The 18,798-nt window shown below is 51.1% G+C and carries 15 protein-coding genes; 8 read left to right on the top strand and 7 right to left on the bottom strand.

Features of this window, described 5'->3' with window-relative positions; all coding sequences use genetic code 11:
- Positions 1-277 precede the first annotated feature (277 nt).
- On the top strand, positions 278-1,216 hold the full coding sequence (locus ACYVJG_RS12205) for an FAD:protein FMN transferase (protein WP_460431292.1): 939 nt from the start codon (positions 278-280) through the stop codon (positions 1,214-1,216).
- Here ACYVJG_RS12205 and ACYVJG_RS12200 read toward each other — a convergent pair.
- A complete protein-coding gene (locus tag ACYVJG_RS12200) occupies positions 1,213-1,716 on the bottom strand; it encodes a tellurite resistance TerB family protein (protein ID WP_460431291.1) in 504 nt (167 codons plus the stop codon). The two genes, ACYVJG_RS12205 and ACYVJG_RS12200, sit on opposite strands and share 4 nt — an antisense overlap.
- A 142-nt stretch (positions 1,717-1,858) precedes the next feature.
- Here ACYVJG_RS12200 and proB point away from each other — a divergent pair, with 142 nt between their 5' ends.
- Both proB and ACYVJG_RS12190 read left to right on the top strand, forming a co-directional pair.
- On the top strand, positions 1,859-2,980 hold the full coding sequence (gene proB / locus ACYVJG_RS12195) for a glutamate 5-kinase (RefSeq protein ID WP_460431290.1): 1,122 nt from the start codon (positions 1,859-1,861) through the stop codon (positions 2,978-2,980).
- A 287-nt stretch (positions 2,981-3,267) separates the two neighbouring features.
- The gene (locus ACYVJG_RS12190) at positions 3,268-4,362 is read left to right on the top strand and encodes an RNA-guided endonuclease InsQ/TnpB family protein (protein ID WP_460431289.1); all 1,095 of its coding nucleotides are present in this window, start codon (positions 3,268-3,270) and stop codon (positions 4,360-4,362) included.
- Here the strand turns inward: ACYVJG_RS12190 and ACYVJG_RS12185 are convergent.
- Positions 4,359-5,114, bottom strand: a complete 756-nt coding sequence (locus ACYVJG_RS12185; RefSeq protein WP_460431288.1) for a DUF808 family protein — start codon at positions 5,112-5,114, stop codon at positions 4,359-4,361. The two genes, ACYVJG_RS12190 and ACYVJG_RS12185, sit on opposite strands and share 4 nt — an antisense overlap.
- Positions 5,115-5,714: 600 nt before the next feature.
- Here ACYVJG_RS12185 and ACYVJG_RS12180 point away from each other — a divergent pair.
- Positions 5,715-5,984: a hypothetical protein gene (locus tag ACYVJG_RS12180; protein WP_460431287.1), complete on the top strand. Its 270-nt coding sequence runs from the start codon at positions 5,715-5,717 to the stop codon at positions 5,982-5,984.
- A gap of 162 nt (positions 5,985-6,146) precedes the next feature.
- On the opposite strand, the gene mnmE is transcribed toward ACYVJG_RS12180, so the two are convergent.
- Both mnmE and ACYVJG_RS12170 read right to left on the bottom strand, forming a co-directional pair.
- Positions 6,147-7,502 (bottom strand): tRNA uridine-5-carboxymethylaminomethyl(34) synthesis GTPase MnmE, encoded by a 1,356-nt coding sequence (mnmE, locus tag ACYVJG_RS12175; RefSeq protein ID WP_460431286.1) that lies wholly within the window; start codon positions 7,500-7,502, stop codon positions 6,147-6,149.
- 3 nt (positions 7,503-7,505) lie between these two features.
- A complete protein-coding gene (locus tag ACYVJG_RS12170) occupies positions 7,506-9,560 on the bottom strand; it encodes a M3 family metallopeptidase (RefSeq protein WP_460431285.1) in 2,055 nt (684 codons plus the stop codon).
- An 89-nt stretch (positions 9,561-9,649) separates the two neighbouring features.
- Between ACYVJG_RS12170 and ACYVJG_RS12165 the strand changes: the two genes are divergently transcribed.
- The 4 genes from ACYVJG_RS12165 to ACYVJG_RS12150 all read left to right on the top strand — a co-directional run bounded on the left by ACYVJG_RS12165 (position 9,650) and on the right by ACYVJG_RS12150 (position 12,128).
- Positions 9,650-10,195, top strand: a complete 546-nt coding sequence (locus tag ACYVJG_RS12165) for a gamma carbonic anhydrase family protein (protein ID WP_022654570.1) — start codon at positions 9,650-9,652, stop codon at positions 10,193-10,195.
- 59 nt (positions 10,196-10,254) lie between these two features.
- Positions 10,255-11,142 carry a DMT family transporter gene (locus ACYVJG_RS12160; RefSeq protein ID WP_460431284.1) on the top strand — a complete coding sequence of 296 codons (888 nt, stop codon included), beginning with the start codon at positions 10,255-10,257 and terminating at the stop codon, positions 11,140-11,142.
- Complete coding sequence (locus ACYVJG_RS12155; protein ID WP_460431283.1) at positions 11,142-11,666, top strand: universal stress protein; 525 nt, start codon at positions 11,142-11,144, stop codon at positions 11,664-11,666. The genes ACYVJG_RS12160 and ACYVJG_RS12155 overlap by 1 nt, the downstream gene beginning before the upstream one ends.
- Before the next feature lie 81 nt (positions 11,667-11,747).
- Positions 11,748-12,128, top strand: a complete 381-nt coding sequence (locus ACYVJG_RS12150) for a clan AA aspartic protease (protein WP_460431282.1) — start codon at positions 11,748-11,750, stop codon at positions 12,126-12,128.
- Between the two features lie 176 nt (positions 12,129-12,304).
- Here the strand turns inward: ACYVJG_RS12150 and lpdA are convergent, their stop codons facing one another.
- Genes lpdA through aceE form a run of 3 tightly spaced genes read right to left on the bottom strand, consistent with a single transcriptional unit; the run spans position 12,305 to position 18,397 of the window.
- Positions 12,305-14,074 (bottom strand): dihydrolipoyl dehydrogenase, encoded by a 1,770-nt coding sequence (lpdA, locus tag ACYVJG_RS12145; RefSeq protein WP_460431281.1) that lies wholly within the window; start codon positions 14,072-14,074, stop codon positions 12,305-12,307.
- Positions 14,075-14,084: 10 nt separating this feature from the next.
- Positions 14,085-15,725 carry a dihydrolipoyllysine-residue acetyltransferase gene (gene aceF / locus ACYVJG_RS12140; protein ID WP_460431280.1) on the bottom strand — a complete coding sequence of 547 codons (1,641 nt, stop codon included), beginning with the start codon at positions 15,723-15,725 and terminating at the stop codon, positions 14,085-14,087.
- Between the two features lie 2 nt (positions 15,726-15,727).
- The gene (gene aceE, locus ACYVJG_RS12135) at positions 15,728-18,397 is read right to left on the bottom strand and encodes a pyruvate dehydrogenase (acetyl-transferring), homodimeric type (protein WP_460431279.1); all 2,670 of its coding nucleotides are present in this window, start codon (positions 18,395-18,397) and stop codon (positions 15,728-15,730) included.
- Positions 18,398-18,798 lie beyond the last annotated feature (401 nt).

The following is an 18,798-nucleotide window of genomic DNA, read 5'->3' as shown; positions in this document are numbered from 1 at the left end:
GGGTTTCATTTTTTGAAAAATGAAGGTTTCTGCAATTTTTTCTTAGGCTGCACATAATAAACACTCTTGTTAAAAACAGTACAAAAGATGGATAGGGCTCATGCTGAATAAGCATTTTTTCTACATTATTTTGATTTATATCAAAATATCAAAAAATTTCACACACAATTTCCACTTGCCCACGATTTTTACTGGACTATGCAGTTTTTTTATCCTGAGTGGTTGCCAATCACAGACAACATTACAACAGCAAGAAAGTTATGTTTTCGGCACCCGAGTGGAAATCAGCATTGCACAGACTAAGCCAGAGATCGCACAACAAGCCATCACAGCCGCGCTACACGAGCTCGACCGCCTACATCGTCAGCTCCATCCGTGGCAAACCGACAGCGAACTCTCTCAAATCAATCGCGCATTTCAAAGCGGCCAACCGATCACGCTATCAGCGGAATTAACCGAGCTGATTCGTCACAGCCAACAATTTGAACAACTCAGTGATGGCCTGTTTAATCCGGCTATTGGTTTGCTGATTCGTGAGTGGGGATTTCAACAAGAACATGCTGCCCCCGCCCCCCCGCCAGCGGCAACATTGCACGCATTGCTCAGTCCCCCACCCTCAACACAGGCGATTGAATTCAATGGCAATCAAGCCCACAGCCGCCAAGCCCGTATCGCGCTCGATTTTGGTGGAATGGCAAAAGGATGGGCGCTAGATCGGGTAGCACAGATACTGCGCCAGCATCAGGTAGAACACGCCTTAATCAATATCGGCGGCAATATTTTGGCAATGGGACAAAAAGCGCCTAAGCAGCCGTGGCGGGTCGGTATTCAACACCCACGGCAAGGGGCGGCAATGGCGGTGGTAAGTTTGGCGGATGGCGAGGCGATTGGGACGTCTGGCGATTATCAACGCTATTTCGTTTATCAAAACCAACGTTATTGCCATTTGATTCTGCCAAAAACTGGCTATAGCACTTGCCAACGCCAGTCAGCAACCGTGTTAATCAGTGGTGGGGAGCATGCTGGGTTGCGCTCGGATGTGGCGAGTAAACCGATTTATTTCAGTGCGCCGGCACAGATCATCAATTACGCACAGCGATTTGGGGTTGCGGGGGTCTTGCTGGTAGAGGGGAATGGTGAGGTGAGGCTAAATCGGGCGATGCAAAGCCGGGTGGAGTGGTTGATTGCCCCACCCCACAGCCAGCTTTTAGATTAACGGGGCAAGGTCACTTGGAAACCGGGGGCGTTTTTCGGGTGATTGGCATTCGTGAACACCGAGCGATCGTTCTTCAGCAGAATGACTTCAAAGAAGGGGCGGAAACGCTCTTCGCTGATACCAAAACCAGCCAAGAACTTACCAAACATCACTTGTTCTTCTGGTTCTGGTTGACCGTCGGCCAAGGAAGAATCAATCAGGTTGACCAAAATACACATCTTTTGAGCATCAGACAGCAAAGGCGCCGCTTCGCGGATAAATTCGTCGATGCTGTGCTTACGCACGTAACGCTGGGCCGAGTCCAACAAGGCACGGTTATTGGCCCCAACACCAATCGAGCCGCCGCTTTCTTCCCCACCCAAAACTGACAGCAAATGACCAATTTCTTCGTTATCAAATTCGCCATCAGCGGCGATCATGTACAACAGCGAGGTGGCAAAAGCCAAATGAGGCGTCATCTGGTCACCAGAATCGCTTTTGAACATATCAAACAAACCCATGTCATTCTCCTAAAGGTAAGGCTAAGGGATAGATTACGTGCAACCATCATGCCGCAAGATGGCTTAAAACTGGCTTAATTTTTGGCCATGCCGGCACTGCGTTTATAATCCGCCGCATCTATTTTGCGAAAGAATCTACAACATGCAATCGCTTATTCATGCCAGCCAGCGTATTGTGATTAAGGTTGGTTCCAGTTTGGTGACAAATGATGGTCGAGGGCTGGATCATCAAGCCCTGAATCGTTGGGCAGCGGAAATTGCCGACTTAGTGCGCCGTGGTAAAGAGGTGGTGCTGGTGTCGTCTGGTGCGATTGCCGAGGGATTACAACGACTTGGCTTTAGTGCGCGACCGAAAGCCGTTCATGAATTGCAAGCCGCAGCAGCGGTGGGACAAATGGGATTGGCACAAGCCTATGAAACCGCCTTCCGAGGCTATGGCTTAAAAACAGCACAAATTTTACTGACCCACGAAGACCTCGCCGACCGTACCCGTTATCTCAACGCCCGTTCTACTTTAACCACGCTGTTAAAAATGAATGTGGTGCCCATCATCAATGAGAACGATACCGTGGTGACCTCGGAAATTCGCTTTGGTGACAATGACACGTTGGGCGCGTTGGTGACCAATCTGATTGAGGCCGATGCGCTGATTATCCTGACCGATCAAAAAGGGCTGTATACCGCCGACCCTCGCAAATATCCTGATGCCACTTTCGTCTACGAAGCCGAAGCCGGCGATCCTGCCTTAGAAGAAATGGCCGGTGGAGCAGGATCCAGCGTGGGGACTGGTGGCATGTTGACCAAAATCATCGCCGCCAAACGCGCCGCCCGTTCTGGTGCAGCAACCGTGATTGCCTGTGGTCGCGAAGAAAATGTGCTGTCGCGCCTCGCCGACGGTGAAGCCATCGGCACCCAATTAGTCGCTCCAACAACCCGTCTTGCAGCGCGCAAACAGTGGTTGGCCGATCATCTTCAATTAGCAGGTCGTCTGGTGTTGGATGCAGGGGCAGCAAAAGCGGTGGCCAGCGGCACGGTGAGTTTATTGCCGATTGGTGTTGCTGCAGTAGAAGGTGAATTTTTGCGCGGGGAGGTTGTGGCTTGTGTCGATGAACAAGGACAGGAAGTGGCGCGCGGTTTGGTGAATTATAGCGCTGACGAAGCCCGTCTGATTATGCGCCGCCCAACGCGTGAATTAGAAAGCATTTTGGGCTATTTGGTCGAACCGGAACTCATCCACCGTGACAATATGGTCAATGTTTTTTAATTAACATCGTCGCTTATACCCTGGTTGAAACCCCAGCATAAAAACTGGGGCTAACAGCATATCAAATAAAACGACGTTTTATCATGTTAAACGCTGTTGTGAGCGATACCAAAATCAGTCCAAATACAAGGCCGACTAATGCTTCGGTCAGGGTTGATCCGAGGAGATGTATTACTCAATGCGCGGAAAGCCTCGGGGTTCAGTCCGAGGTCAAGAGCGCGGACGCTGAAAGCGGCCTAGTGTGATTATTTGTTATTCTTCGAACTACGGCTTGCTATAATTCTGTCATGGAAACCGTCAAAACCCTGAAACTGCGCATCAAAGACAAGCACGCGAAAGCGTTGCTGGCGATGGCGCGTGATGTGAATACGGTTTGGAATTTTTGCAACGAAACGCAGTATCGAAGCTTGCGACGTTATACGAATAAGCCGCAGCGTTGGTTATCGGGGTTTGATCTGCAAAAACTCACCAACGGTTTCAGCAAATGCGATGGTGTTTATATTGGCTCAAGCACCCAGCAAGCGGTTTGTGAAGAATTTGCAACCCGACTGAGACAGTTCAAAAAACAGCGTCTGAATTGGCGTGTCAGCAACAAGACATCCCCCAAATACTCACTCGGCTGGATTCCCTTTAAAAAAGGCGCGTTGACCTACAAAAATGGCCAAGTTCGTTTCAAGGGCATGAACATTGGTCTCTGGGACTCCTATGGACTCTCAAGGTTTGAATTTCGCGCAGGTAGTTTTAACGAAGATTCTCGTGGTCGTTGGTATCTCAACGTAGTAGTGAAGTGTCAAACCGAAGCCAAGCCGGTTCAATATGGCGCGTCAGCCATCGGGATTGATCTGGGTCTAAAAACCCTTGCAGCAGACAGCAACGGTGGCAAATTTGAGCCAAAACAGTGGTATCGCGAATCAGAGGCAGCGCTTGGCATTGCGCAACGCGCACGAAAGAAAGCCCGTGTGAGAGCGATACACGCGAAAATTGCCAATCAACGCAAAGATGCCATCCACAAAGAAACAACACGTCTTGTCAAAGCTCACGCCATCATCTTCGTTGGTAACGTGAACGCCAAGGCACTCGCAAAAACACCGATGGCAAAATCGGTGCACGATGCGGCATGGACAACGTTCAGAACACAACTCAAGTACAAGGCCATGAGGCAATGTGTGGTGTTCGAGGAAATTAACGAAGCGTTTTCAACCCAAACCTGCTCGTGCTGCGGGAAAATTCCCGCCAGCAGTCCGAAAGGTAGAGCAAGTTTGCGAATAAGAGCATGGATTTGCAGCGAATGTGGTGCAACACACGACCGCGATACCAACGCTGCCAAAAACATTCTCGCGGCGGGACTTCGCCGTCTGGCAGCAGGAATCCTCGCTCTTTAGGGCGGGGAGGAAGTCAAAGGTTCAACGGCATGGTGAATCGCGGGAATATCGTGTACCACAATTCCACCTGCGACCAAGAACATCGCTATCGTACCCACCACCGCCAACACTCGCAGAATTTTGGGTGCACTGTTGACCAACACCCGACCAAATTGTTGTGCGGTCGCGCTGTTACGCTGCATCAAAGCAAAACCCATATCATCTAGGCGAATAATCAACGCCACGATGCCATAAATCACGAAGGTCACGCCGATCCCAACTGCAAATAACACACCGGCTTTTGTCCCTAGGCTGCTATCACCGGCAGCCCCCATAGCAATCACCATCAACTCGGTGGATAACACCAAATCGGTGCGCAAGGCTCCACGGATTTTATCTTCTTCTGTTTGAGGTGGGCTGTCTTCATGATCGTGAGCATGTGGAAAAAATTTTTCAATGATTTTTTCCGCCCCTTCAAATGCCAAGTAGGCAGCACCAAGAATCAATAACACAGTAATTAATGCTGGTAAGAAATACGCAATGGCCAATAGTGCAATCAATAGCCAAAGTTTATTAAGTAAAGAGCCTTTGGTGATTCGCCAAATCACTGGCAATTCGCGATGTGGCGGCAGCCCCTGCATTTGATTTGCACCCACGGCAAGATCATCACCAGCCACACCAGCGGTTTTCTGAGCAGCGACTTTTGATAGCGCAGCGACATCATCCATCAACGATGCAATATCATCCAACAAGGCGAACAAACTTGCGGCCATGCTTGGCTCCAACTTAGAAAAGCATCAAGGATAGCGCATCTAGATTGAATAAGCGGCAGAAGCTGGCACGACACTCCATTTGGTCAACACCCGCCAACTCAAACCCTCGCAACGCTGCGCGACATGTTGGGAAATTGTTCCCAAAACATTGGCTAATCGGGTGCATCACCGCCCGCATTGCAGCCAAAGTCCCCCGCGAAACCCCTACGACAATGCCCCAATGCGTTTAGTGGTGGGAGTGTTCATGATTAAAGATAACCACAAATAATCAAAAAAAGGCAAGACTTGCCCAGTTCACCTGTGAAGTGAGTAGTGCAACAAGGCTGCCAGCAGCAGGAACCCACCGAAGCAACTCAGGGGGCGGCTCAATGCCGCGCCTGAGCGCTGTAGGAATCTCCGGCCTTCAGGCTGGGGAGGATGTCAAGTTGTGCTCAATAGGTAGGCGTTGCCTTTTAGGAATATTTAGCGCAGTATGACAATTACCCCTAACACCTTGGTCTAATTAAGGTTAAAAACCTGTCTTTTTTCTTTCCGTGTGGTTTGAAAATCTGGTGGAAACATCCAGGAATCAAATCCATATAAAATAAAGGATGCGTTGAGATGAAATCGATTCTGGTAGGTTTGTGTGCTGTAACGAGTTTGTTTGTTTTCAGCGGCCCTGCACTAGCACAGAACGCGGATGACAAGAAATGGATCAATCAGTGTGTCAATGACAACAAAGGTGAAGGTGCTGCCCCTGAAGTCGTGCTTAGCTATTGTGTTTGTATGAATGATAAGATGGACGAAAACGAAACTCGCTCGATCACCCAATGGGAAAAAGCTAATCCTCAAGCAATGAAAGACTGTGAGCGGCGTGCAGGCTGGAAGTAACCCACCAGTAGGCGCCGTTCTGTGTGTAATGGTCTAGGTCGATCCTAACAGCAGCCGTTCTCCCGTAAAGTTATTGGCCGAGATGGTTTGTCGTGTAAAACCCGCAGTGACGCGGGTTTCAGGGGGATGTGTGGAATTGTTTAGACCATTTCGGAACGCATCTTATTTTCCGATGCAAAACCGACTAAATATGACACCTAGTAGATCGTCAGCGGTAAATTCGCCAGTAATTTCCGAGAGAGCGTGTTGAGCGCGGCGGAGGTGTTCGGCAAATAATTCTGCAGCAACGGCATACGCCTGTCGTGCTTGATCCAGCTCGGTGCGGGCGCGGCGGATGGCATCTAAATGCCGTTCGCGGGCCAGAAACAAGCCTTCTGACTCTCCTTGCCAGCCTACTTGCTGCAATATCTGTTGTCGCAGCCCTTCTAGCCCCGTACCCTGCTTCGCTGATACGCGCACCGTCTGGATCCCGTTCAGTTCAGTCACTGTCGCTTTCTCGCCTGATAAGTCGATTTTGTTGTGTACTAACAAACGCGGCAGTGTCGGTGGCAGCTTGGCAAGAATCGCCTGCTCGGCCTCGCCTAAACCATGTGCCGCATCAACCAACAACAAAGCAAGGTCGGCACGGGTAATGGCCTGCCACGTGCGTTCAATCCCGATTTGTTCTACTTTGTCCTCGGTATCACGCAAACCGGCTGTGTCGATGATATGCAGCGGTACGCCTTCTAAAACAATGTGTTCGCGCACAGTATCGCGGGTGGTGCCGGCGATGTCGGTGACAATGGCGATTTCTTCTCCTGCCAAGGCATTGAGCAAACTCGATTTACCTACATTTGGTTGCCCAATCAACACCACATGCAACCCCTCACGCAACATCGCCCCTTGTGTGGCGGTGGCTAAGACACGGTCGAGTTGCTGTTGCACCTGCTGTAAGCGTGCCAAGGCACCGGCTTTTTCCAGCCATTCAACATCATCTTCTTCCGGAAAGTCTAAGGTGGCTTCGGTTAACATCCGCAACTGAATCAGCTCATCGACCAAGCGATGAATTTCAGCAGAAAAAGCCCCCTTTAACGATTTAACAGCAGAACGAGCAGCGGCCTCGCTTTGTGCATCAATCAGATCGACCACACTTTCCGCCTGTGCCAAATCGATTTTGTCGTTTAGAAAAGCTCGGCGGGTAAATTCCCCCGGCTCGGCCAAACGACATCCCAATTCAACACAACGCCGCAACAACATATTAAGAATGACCGGCCCTCCGTGGCCTTGTAATTCCAATACATCTTCGCCTGTGAAGGAATGCGGTGCAGGGAAATACAGCAACAGACCGTTATCTAACACACTGCCATCAGCAGCAAAAAAATCGGTATATAAGGCACGACGTGGGGTCGGCGTTTTACCGCCACTGATGGCGTGTGCCAAGGGAAGTAAATCGCGCCCCGAGACTCGAATCACACCCACCCCACCACGGCCTGCCGCCGTGGCAATGGCGGCAATGGTCACTGTTGGATAGCGGCTCATGGCTTAGGCTGCCACAGGTGTCGGAGACACATCCGCCATACCGGCATGACGCAATAGGGCATCAATGGTCGGTGCACGACCACGGAAAGCGGTGAATGAATCTAACGCAGGACGCGACCCACCTACGGCCAACACTTCTTGCCAGAAACGTTGACCGGTTTCTGCATTCGCACCGCCGGTTTCCTCAAAGGCAGAATAGGCATCAGCGGATAACACCTCAGCCCATTTATAGCTGTAATAGCCAGCCGCATAACCACCGGCAAAAATATGGCTGAAACTGTTGGCAAAACGGTTCCAAATGGGGGGAATATTGACGGCGACTTCTTGCCGTACTTCGGCCAGCAGTGCCTCCCAATCACCCTGTTCGGGATCAAAAGCACTGTGCAGCAACATATCAAACAGCGAAAATTCAATTTGTCGTACTGTCATCATGCCGCTTTGGAAGTTTTTAGCCGCCAGCATCTTATCGAACAACGCACGCGGTAATGGCTCACCACTGTCAACATGGGCCGTCATGCCTTGCAACACGTCCCATTCCCAACAGAAATTCTCCATAAACTGGCTGGGCAGCTCGACCGCATCCCATTCCACGCCATTGATACCAGAGACTGACAGCTCATCTACTTGGGTCAACAGATGATGTAAACCGTGGCCAAACTCATGGAACAGCGTAATCACTTCATCATGGGTAAACAGCGCCGGTTTATCACCAATCGGTGCGGTAAAGTTACACACCATATACGCCACGGGTGTTTGTACTCCCTCGGCAGTCAAGCGGCGGCCACGGGCATCATCCATCCACGCCCCACCGCGTTTTTGTGGTCGGGCATATAAATCAAACCAGAATTGACCAATGCGTTGTCCCTCGCGCTGTACATCAAAAAAGCGCACATCGGGATGCCATGTCTGGCTGTCACTCGGCACAACATCAACCCCATACAAGGTTTTCACCACGCCAAATAAACCCGCCAAGACTTTAGGTTCGGGGAAATATTGCTTCACTTCTTGTTCAGAAAACGCGTAGCGTGCCACCCGTAATTTTTCGCTGGCATAGGCAATATCCCATGCCTGTAAGCTCTCTAGCCCTAATTCTTGTTGTGCAAAAGCTTCGAGTTGTTGTCGATCTTGTACCGCAAAAGGTTTGGCGCGTTGTGCTAAATCGCGCAAGAAACTCACCACTTCAGCTGGGTTCTGCGCCATTTTGCTGACCAAAGACAGTTCAGCGTAATTTGCAAAACCTAACATCCGTGCTTCTTCTGCCCGCAGTTGCAAAATTTCACGGATTAACGGCGCATTGTCCCATTCTGGTTTGCCAAATTCAGAGGCGCGGGTGGAATAGGCACGATAGAGTTGTTCACGCAATGCACGGTTGTCGGCATATTGTGCAATCGGGAAATAGAACGGGAATTGCAGGGTAATTTTATAGCCGGTTTTGCCATCGGCCTGTGCAGCGGCCGCAAACATGGCGAGGCTATCTTCAGGGACGCCTGCTAACTCATTGACATCGTCGATATACAGAGCAAAGTCGTCAGTGGCATCGAGCACGTTTTGGCTAAAGGTCGAACTGAGTTCGGCCAACCGCAGTTGAATTTCTGTAAAGCGGGGTTTGTCCGCCTCGGGCAATTCTGCCCCTGACAATCGAAAATCACGCAGTTCATGTTGAATGATGGTTTGCTGGGCAGGGGTCAGCTGAGCAAATTCGGGGCTGGCAGCCAAGGCCTTATATTTCTCGAACAACGCTAAATTTTGCCCCAATTCGCTGTAAAACTCAGAGATTTTCGGCAAATTGGCATTATAAGCCTCACGTAAAGCTGGGGTGTTCACCACTGCGTGTAAATGCCCCACTGGTCCCCAGACCTTGCCGATTTTTTCGGTGGCATCGGTTAAAGGCAGCACAAAATCCTGCCAAGTGGCCGGTGTGGTGTCTGCCGTCAGTTGGCTGACCACCTCTCGGGCTGCGGCTAAAACAGCCTCGACAGCCGGTGTGATCTGTTCTGCCTGAATCGCGGCAAAGGGGGGCAGGTCTGCATAGTCTAATAAGGGATTGGCTGTGCTCATGGCGTGAGGCTCTCTACAGTTACAGGTATGATGGCTGTTTTCGTGTTGCTGTCGTGACAGCAAGATTTAAGCCAAATGGGGGGCAAATAGTGAATCGCAACATTCGAACTTTTGATGGCATCACACCACGGGTGGCAGCATCCTGTTTTATTGATGATACCGCGCTGGTGATTGGTGATTGTGAGTTGGGTGAGGATTGCTCGGTGTGGCCAATGGCGGTGATTCGTGCCGATGTTAATTGGGTCAAAATTGGGGCACGCACCAATATCCAAGATTTTGCCATGCTACATCAAAGCCACCGCCGGCCACCGCAAGACCCCGAAGGTGCGCCCTTAACCATCGGTGATGATGTCACCATCGGTCACCACGTCACATTACATGGTTGCACCATTGGTAATCAGGTGTTAGTGGGCATTGGTTCAATTGTGCTCGACCGCGCCATTATTGAAGATCAGGTGATGGTTGGAGCCAATAGTTTGGTCCCACCCGGAAAGCGTTTGGAGTCGGGTTGGTTGTATATGGGTAGCCCAGTGAAACAGGTGCGCCGTTTAACAGAACAAGAGTTGGCTTTTTTTAGTTATTCGGCGGCGCATTATGTGCGTTTGGCGGCAAAACATCGTGCCGCTGGTGAGTAGATTTTGTGGCAAAATCCTAAACATTGTTTAGGATTATTAACACACGAAAGCACAACACCATGAGCAAGCTGACGGGCGTGGCCCTCACCGCTGTGTCAGGTGCTGCCTTTGGCAGCATGTCGATTCTGACGAAATTTGTTTACGCCGAAGGGGTGACGCCAACCAGTTTGCTGTTGTTGCGTTTTTCCATCGCCAGCCTGTGTTTACTACCGCTCTTATGGTGGCAAAAACTGCCGCTGCCGCGTGGTAAACAGCTGCTGGCTTTTATTTTTATGGGTGGTGTGCTTTATACCGCTGAAGCACAGGCCTTTTTTATTGCTCTGAAATATGCCTCTGCTGGTTTAGTCGGTTTGTTGTTATATCTGTTTCCGGCTTTGGTGATGTTGCTGTCGGCGTTGTTGTTCAAAGAGAAAATCACACGGCGCAAATTACTGGCGCTATCGCTGGCTTCGCTCGGGCTGATTGTCACCATCGGTTTTGATGTCAGTGGTCAACCATTGGGGATTGCCTTGGGTGTGTTGGCTGCGATGTTGTATGCAGTCTATTCCATTATTGGTGAAAAATTTGGTGGGCGGACACATCCGATTGCGGCGGCTTTTGTGGTGATGGCATCGGCGGCGGTGTGCCATATCGGTTTGGTGGCGATCCAAGGCTGGCACCCACCACAAACAGCTTCGGGGTGGAGTGCGATGGTGGCTATTGCAATTTTATGCACTGTCATTGCCATCATTTGTTATCTGGCTGGGATTGCGATTATCGGTGCAACACAGGCGGCATTGGTTTCGACCGTTGAGCCGATTGTGACGCTGGTATTAGCAGCGTTGGTGTTGGGTGAAGTGGCGACGCCAATGCAATGGTTAGGGGGTGGGCTGATTATTGCGGGGGTGATCGTGTTAACCTTAAAAATCCCCACACGACGGGCCATCTTGAACGAAATCCATGATTGATGACCTTCGATTTGGGTGGCGTGACCCAATGTTTGGATGCGTTACAGAAACAAGAGGAGAGCAGCATGTATAAAAACATCATGGTGGCAGTCGATCACAGTCCACAAAGCCCACAAGTGCTCGACGAGGCGATCAAACTCGCCAAGATGTCGGGTGCGCGTTTGCATCTGGTGACCATTGCCAATTTATATGAGTTTGCTTTTGATGAAGCTGGGCGGCGTGATGAGGGCCGGTTACAGGTGCAGGCCGAAAGCAAAGCACGACAAGTGTTAGAACCCCACTTGATTCGCGCCGAACAAGAAGGGGTGAATGTCTCCGCCCATCCGGTGGCGAGTTGGGGCGCGGGTGAGGAAATTGCCAAGGCTTTAATCAACGAAGCCCAAGACAGTGACGCGGAAGTGTTGGTGATGGGGACGCATGGCCGGACAGGATTGGCTCATTTATTCCTTGGCAGCGTCGCCGAAGCCGTTATCCGTAGTGCTCCGATGCCGGTGTTAATTTTGCGTAGCCCAGATCGGCATTGATTGTAGTGTGGTGGCCGAAGTGGGCACACAAGCGGTGCCCACCTTGTGGGGGTGTTTTTCATCACTATAAGGAAACAAGCGATGGGATTAACCTATGCAAATCTTACACTGACCAATCTTTTTAGCCAGCAGCAAGTCGAAGTGTGTGCGCTGGTTGATACAGGTGCCACGTTTATGTGTGTGACCGAAGAAATCGCCTTGCAATTGGGATTTGATATTACCGAGGTCAGTCAACAGGTTGTCACTTTGGCGGATGGTCATCAACGCAAAGTGCCAAAAATCGCCCCTATTGAAATTGCTTTTGAAAATCGAAGCTATGTGACAGAGGCTGTTGTATTGGGGAATGAACCCCTGTTAGGCGTGATTCCAATGGAGGCGATGGATTTAGTCGTCAACCCTCGTTTGCAAACGCTAACCGTCAATCCACAACATCCCAACTATCCCGTTGCTTTAGCAAAATAATCTCATCCAAGGTATGGGAAACCGGCGTAGGTTCAGTCGGTTTGTGTTGGGTTGCCAAACACCCAGTCTACTAAACTCTTATACCGGCAATAAAAAACCGGCCTGAGCAGATGCCAAGGCCGGTTTTTTGAGTGTCTGTTGGGCGGAGGTTGTCTGCCCAACTTGAACGACATACTTTATTTCTTCCGTTGCGGAGGCAAGTCGGTGCAAGTGCCGTGAGCGACTTCTGCGGCCATCCCAATTGACTCACCAAGCGTTGGGTGAGGATGGATGGTTTTGCCAATATCCACCGCATCACATCCCATCTCAATGGCCAAACACACCTCACCAATCATATCCCCAGCGTGAGTTCCGACGATGCCACCGCCGATGATCTGATGGGTTTCCGCGTCAAAAATCAACTTAGTAAACCCTTCATCACGGCCATTAGCAATAGCACGACCAGAGGCCGCCCAAGGGAACACGCCTTTTTCGATCTTGATACCATCGCGCTTGGCTTGCTCTTCAGTGACCCCAACCCATGCCACTTCGGGATCGGTATAAGCCACCCCAGGAATCACCCGCGCATCGAAATAGGCTTTGCCGCCAGCGCAATTTTCTGCAGCCACATGCGCTTCATGCACTGCTTTATGCGCCAGCATCGGCTGACCAACAATATCGCCAATCGCATAAATATGCGGAACATTGGTCCGTTGTTGTTTATCCACTTCGATAAAACCGCGCTCAGTCACTGCCACGCCTGCGTTTTCCGCGCCCAATAGTTTCCCATTCGGTGCCCGTCCAGCCGCAACCAAGACTAAGTCATAGCATTGTGGCTCGGCGGGTGCTTTGGCTCCTTCAAACTGGACATAAATCCCCTCGGGTTTGGCCTCGACAGCGACAGTCTTGGTGTTGATCATGATGTTGTCGAAGCGGTGGGCATTCATTTTTTCCCAGACTTTGACCAAATCACGGTCGGCCCCTTGCATCAGGCCATCCATCATTTCCACCACATCCAACCGAGCGCCAAGGGTGGAATACACCGTCCCCATTTCCAAGCCGATAATGCCACCGCCAATAATCAGCATTTTCTTCGGTACAAACTTCAACTCAAGCGCACCGGTGGAGTCAACAATACGTGGGTCTTGTGGAATAAACGGCAGGTTGACCACTCGACTACCGGCGGCGATGATGGCATTTTTGAACTTCACCACCTTCGTTTCGCCCGTTTTGTCTTGTCCCTTACCCTCGGTCAGTTCGACTTGCAGATGGTAAGGATCGAGGAAAGTCCCCACGCCACGCAGCAACTGCACTTTGCGAGCTTTCGCCATTCCTGCTAAACCACCGGTCAGCTTAGCAATCACCTTTTCCTTGTAACCGCGCAGCTGATCAATATCAATTTCTGGTTCAGCAAACTTAATACCGTTGGCAGCAAGGTGCTTCACTTCGTCAATCACGGCTGCATTGTGCAACAGTGCTTTCGAAGGGATACATCCTACGTTCAAGCACACGCCGCCCAAGGTGGCATAGCGTTCAACCAACACCACTTTGAGGCCTAAGTCGGCAGCACGGAAGGCCGCGGAATAACCACCGGGGCCACCCCCTAACACCAACACATCACATTCAACATCGGCACTGCCTTGATGTTGTGCTGCCGTTGGCGCTGGGCTGGCGGCGACCGCAGGGGTCGGTGTTGGTGCAGGGGCAGGTTGCGCGGCGGCAGTGGCTTCCGCTTCTACCACCACAATCACATCCCCCTCGTTGACCTTGCCGCCCACGGCAATACGCACTTCTTTGACCACCCCCGCTACTTCGGCTGGGACTTCCATCGTGGCTTTGTCGGTTTCTAAGGTAATCAGGCTATCGTCACGTTTGACGACATCGCCCACTTTGACGAAGACCTCGATCACATCCACATTGCTGTGGCCGCCGATGTCTGGAACGGTTAATTCAATTAGCTGGCTCATCGGCAAATCCTCACAGCATCAAACGGCGAATATCGCCCAAAACTTGTGCCAGATAACTGGTGAAGCGTGCCGCTGCTGCACCATCAATCACACGGTGATCGTAGGACAACGACAAAGGCAACATCAGGCGTGGGGCAAATTCTTTACCATTCCATTTTGGTTTAATGTCCGATTTCGATACCCCAAGAATGGCCACTTCTGGCGCATTCACAATCGGAGTAAAGGCTGTGCCACCAACGCCGCCCAAACTGGAAATCGAGAAACATCCGCCTTGCATATCAGCAGGCAACAGCTTGCCGTCACGCGCTTTTTTCGCCAACACACCGCTTTCGTTAGCAATTTCAATCAACGATTTTTTGTCAGCATCACGAATCACTGGTACGACCAAACCGTTTGGCGTATCTGCCGCAAAACCGATGTGGTAATACTGTTTCAGGATCAGATTGTCACCGTCCAAGCTGGCATTAAAGGTAGGGTATTTTTTCAACGCTGCGACCACTGCCTTGACCAAGAAAGCCAAAGGCGTGAGCTTAACGCCGTCGGCTTTTAACTCTTCGCCCAAGCTCTTACGGAAGGCTTCCATCTCGGTAATATCCGCTTCGTCAAACTGTGTGACATGCGGAATCATCACCCAGTTACGCGCCAAGTTGGCACCGGATATTTTCTTAATGCGCGACAAAGGCTCGCTTTGGACAGGGCCAAATTTGGCAAAATCAACTTTTGGCCACGGCAACAAGTCTAGACCACCGCCTTGAGTGGCCGCCGGTGCTGCCACATGAGCGGCTTGTAACGCACCAGACATCACCCCTTTGACAAAGGCTTTGACATCGGGCTCCATAATCCGCCCTTTGCGACCACTGCCTTTGACTTTCGATAAGTCAACGCCCAATTCACGTGCCAATTTACGCACTGAAGGGCCGGCATGAGCACGAGCAAAACCCCCTTCGTTGATTGTTGTCGGGGCAGGTACTGGGGCAGGCATCGGCACGGTTTCTGCCTTGCTTGCCGGTGTTGCGACAGCCGCAGCCACAGGTGCGGCAACCACTGGCGTGGCGGCTGTGACGGCCGCAGCGGATTCCACCACCACAATCACATCACCTTCATTGACCTTGTCACCCACTTTTACTTGCACCGCCACCACTTTACCTGCGGCAGTGGCAGGGACTTCCATCGTCGCTTTGTCGGTTTCCAAGGTAATCAGGGAATCATCCACCTTGATTTCATCACCGACATTGACCGCGACTTCGATCACATCGACATTGTGATGACCACCGATGTCGGGAATACGAATTTCACTGCGTTGGCTGCTGGCAGCGGTTGCCACGGGCGCAGCAACTGGTGCGGCTACCGGTGTGGCGGCAACGGGCGTGGCTTCTGGTTTGGCGGCGGCAGCGGTGTCTGCTGCTGTTGCACCTACTTCAACCAAAGCAATCACATCCCCTTCTGACACTTTGCCGCCAACTGCCACACGGACTTCCTTCACCACCCCAGCCGATTCGGCAGGGACTTCCATCGTGGCTTTATCGGTTTCCAATGTGATCAGAGAATCGTCCACAGCAAGGGTTTGCCCAACTTGCACAAAGACTTCAATCACATCCACATGACTGTGCCCGCCGATGTCAGGCACTTTTAATTCGATGATCTGGCTCATGATTACACCTTCCAGCTCGGCAACTTATCGACGTTAATCCCGTATTTGGTGATGGCTTCTGCAACGCGGTTGGCGTCGACTTTGCCGTCGCGTGCCAATGCCGAGAGTGCAGCCACCACAACGTGGTAACGGTCTACTTCAAAGAACTCGCGCAAGTTGGCGCGGCTGTCCGAACGACCAAAACCATCGGTACCCAACACCACATAACGGCTTGGGACATATTCGCGAATTTGATCGGCGTAGTTGCGGATATAGTCAGTTGCAGCAATCACAGGGCCAGTGCGACCTTGTAATTGTTGTTCCACATACGACACACGCGGTGTTTCAGTGGGGTGTAACAGGTTGTAGCGCGACACTTCCATGCCTTCACGACGCAACAGGTTGAAGGATGTCATGCTCCAAATATCGGCAGTGACACCAAAGTCGTTGCGTAGCAAATCAGCAGCGGCAATCACTTCACGCAAAATGGTGCCCGAGCCCATCAACTGCACTTTCACTTCGGCTTCACCGCCATCACGCAACAGATACATCCCTTTCAAGATGCCTTCTTCTGCGCCTTGTGGCATGGCTGGGTGGGTGTAGTTTTCGTTCATGAGGGTGATGTAATAGAACACGTCTTCTTGTTCGACATACATCCGGCGCAAGCCATCTTGCAAAATCACCGCCAGTTCATAGGCAAAAGTTGGGTCATAGCTCAGGCAGTTTGGAATCAAACCTGCTTGAATATGGCTATGGCCATCTTCGTGTTGTAAGCCTTCGCCGTTGAGCGTGGTACGGCCCGCCGTGCCACCCAACATAAAGCCGCGTGCGCGCATGTCGCCTGCTGCCCACGCCAAGTCACCGATACGTTGGAAGCCAAACATCGAGTAGTAGATGTAGAACGGAATCATCGGGATGCCGTTATTGGCGTAGCTGGTGGCCGCTGCAATCCACGACGACATAGCACCGGGCTCGTTAATCCCTTCTTGCAACATCTGACCGTCTTTGGATTCTTTGTAGAACATCAACTGGTCAGCATCTTGCGGCACATAGTTTTGGCCTTCGGTGGACCAAATGCCATACTGACGGAACATGCCTTCCATCCCGAAAGTGCGCGATTCATCCGGCACGATAGGGACAATTTGTTTGCCGATATTTTTGTCTTTTAACAGAATGCCCAACTGACGGACAAAGGCCATCGTGGTGGAGAATTCACGTTCGCCAGAATCGGCCAATTGGCTGTCAAACAGATGTAACCCCGGAATTTGCAACGGTGCTTTAACCGGCTTACGGGCTGGCAAATAGCCACCTAAACTGCTGCGACGTTGCCGCAGATATTGCATTTCTGGGCTGTCATCTGCTGGTTTGTAATAGGGTGCGCTGACTAATTGATCGTCAGGAATTGGGATGCCCAAACGGTCACGGAATTGGCGCAGGCTGTCCAAATCCATTTTTTTCGCTTGGTGAGCCACATTTTGGGCTTCACCTGATGAACCCATGCCATAACCCTTGATGGTTTTTGCCAAAATCACTGTTGGGCGGCCATGAGCGTTGTGGGTGGCCTCGTGGTAGGCGGCATAGACTTTATGGGGGTCGTGACCACCACGGTTGAGTTCCCAAATTTCTTGGTCGGACATATTCGCGACCATTTCACGCAATTCGGGGTATTTACCAAAGAAATGTTCACGCACATACGCGCCATCTTTGGATTTGAAAGTTTGATAATCCCCATCAACGCACTCATCCATGCGTTTTTTCAGCAACCCTTTGGTATCCATCGCCAACAGCGGATCCCAACGGCTACCCCAAATCACTTTGAGCACATTCCAACCTGCACCACGGAAATCACCTTCGAGTTCTTGAATGATTTTACCGTTGCCGCGTACTGGGCCATCGAGACGTTGCAAGTTGCAGTTGATGACAAAAATCAGATTGTCTAAGCCTTCGCGGGCGGCGAGGGCAATGGCACCGAGTGATTCGGGTTCGTCCATCTCACCATCACCGCAGAAGCACCAGACTTTACGGCCAGGGGTTTTTGCCAAGCCACGGCTTTCGAGGTATTTCAAGAAGCGGGCTTGATAAATCGCCATCAATGGCCCTAAGCCCATCGACACGGTGGGGAATTGCCAGAAATCAGGCATTAACCAAGGGTGAGGATAAGAGGATAAGCCTTTACCACCGACTTCTTGACGGAAATTGTCGAGCTGGTCTTCCTGTAACCGGCCTTCGAGGTAGGCGCGAGCATAGATACCTGGGGCGATATGGCCTTGGAAATACACCAAATCGCCTTCTTGTTCATCATTGTGAGCACGCCAGAAATGATTAAAGCCGACATCGTACAACGTGGCAGAGGATTGGAAGCTGGCAATATGGCCGCCCAATTCTAAGTTCTTTTTCCCTGCCCGCAGCACCATCGCGGCAGCGTTCCAGCGGTTGATTGAGCGGATACGGTGTTCGAGTTCGTGGTCGCCGGGAGACTTGACTTCTTTGCCGACCGGAATGGTGTTTTGGTAGGCCGTTGTGGCATCAAAAGGCAGATGGGCACCACGGCGGCGAGTCCGTTCCACCATTTTTTCTAACAGGAAATGAGCGCGTTCAGCGCCTTCTACGTCTAATACCGACTCAAGCGCTTCGGTCCATTCTAACGTTTCCTGCGGATCGATATCGTGATCGCGGGGCAATTCGGCAGTCATGTCTCCACCTCTTATTTTCGCTTTCGCACTTTATGAGTGCGTGTTTGCGTGTTTTGGTCCACAAAAACGGGATGGATAGACTGTAATGCGCGATTTTGAAAACAAACAACCGTTTGATTATGCTGCAACCGCACATAAACGCACATCAACCCCGTACTCAGCGTATTTTTCTCACATTTTGTTGGAAAACGCAATTACAAATGTGCGGAATCGCACATTCAAATTGAGATGCGTCAAAAAAGCCTTTATTCCACACGCTGTAAACCTTCACCATTTACCCAATGCGCGGAAAGCCTCGGGGTTCAGTCCGAGGTCAAGAGCGCGGACGCTGAAAGCGGCCTAGCGGGATGATTTGTTAATCTCTGAATATCAATCAGCTCATCACAACAGCTTGCTATAAT

This window comes from Aquaspirillum soli, assembly GCF_054781915.1.
Note: the sequence above shows the minus strand (reverse complement) of the source record. Positions and strands in the feature narration are given on the sequence as shown.

Excerpts from the sequence above, each read along its gene's own strand:
- ACYVJG_RS12200 (WP_460431291.1), bottom strand. The coding sequence starts at position 1,716 with ATGGGTTTGTTTGATATGTTCAAAAGCGATTCTGGTGACCAGATGACG.
- proB (WP_460431290.1), top strand. The coding sequence starts at position 1,859 with ATGCAATCGCTTATTCATGCCAGCCAGCGTATTGTGATTAAGGTTGGT.
- ACYVJG_RS12190 (WP_460431289.1), top strand. The coding sequence starts at position 3,268 with ATGGAAACCGTCAAAACCCTGAAACTGCGCATCAAAGACAAGCACGCG.
- ACYVJG_RS12185 (WP_460431288.1), bottom strand. The coding sequence starts at position 5,114 with ATGGCCGCAAGTTTGTTCGCCTTGTTGGATGATATTGCATCGTTGATG.
- ACYVJG_RS12180 (WP_460431287.1), top strand. The coding sequence starts at position 5,715 with ATGAAATCGATTCTGGTAGGTTTGTGTGCTGTAACGAGTTTGTTTGTT.
- mnmE (WP_460431286.1), bottom strand. The coding sequence starts at position 7,502 with ATGAGCCGCTATCCAACAGTGACCATTGCCGCCATTGCCACGGCGGCA.
- ACYVJG_RS12170 (WP_460431285.1), bottom strand. The coding sequence starts at position 9,560 with ATGAGCACAGCCAATCCCTTATTAGACTATGCAGACCTGCCCCCCTTT.
- ACYVJG_RS12160 (WP_460431284.1), top strand. The coding sequence starts at position 10,255 with ATGAGCAAGCTGACGGGCGTGGCCCTCACCGCTGTGTCAGGTGCTGCC.
- ACYVJG_RS12155 (WP_460431283.1), top strand. The coding sequence starts at position 11,142 with ATGACCTTCGATTTGGGTGGCGTGACCCAATGTTTGGATGCGTTACAG.
- ACYVJG_RS12150 (WP_460431282.1), top strand. The coding sequence starts at position 11,748 with ATGGGATTAACCTATGCAAATCTTACACTGACCAATCTTTTTAGCCAG.
- lpdA (WP_460431281.1), bottom strand. The coding sequence starts at position 14,074 with ATGAGCCAGCTAATTGAATTAACCGTTCCAGACATCGGCGGCCACAGC.
- aceF (WP_460431280.1), bottom strand. The coding sequence starts at position 15,725 with ATGAGCCAGATCATCGAATTAAAAGTGCCTGACATCGGCGGGCACAGT.
- aceE (WP_460431279.1), bottom strand. The coding sequence starts at position 18,397 with ATGACTGCCGAATTGCCCCGCGATCACGATATCGATCCGCAGGAAACG.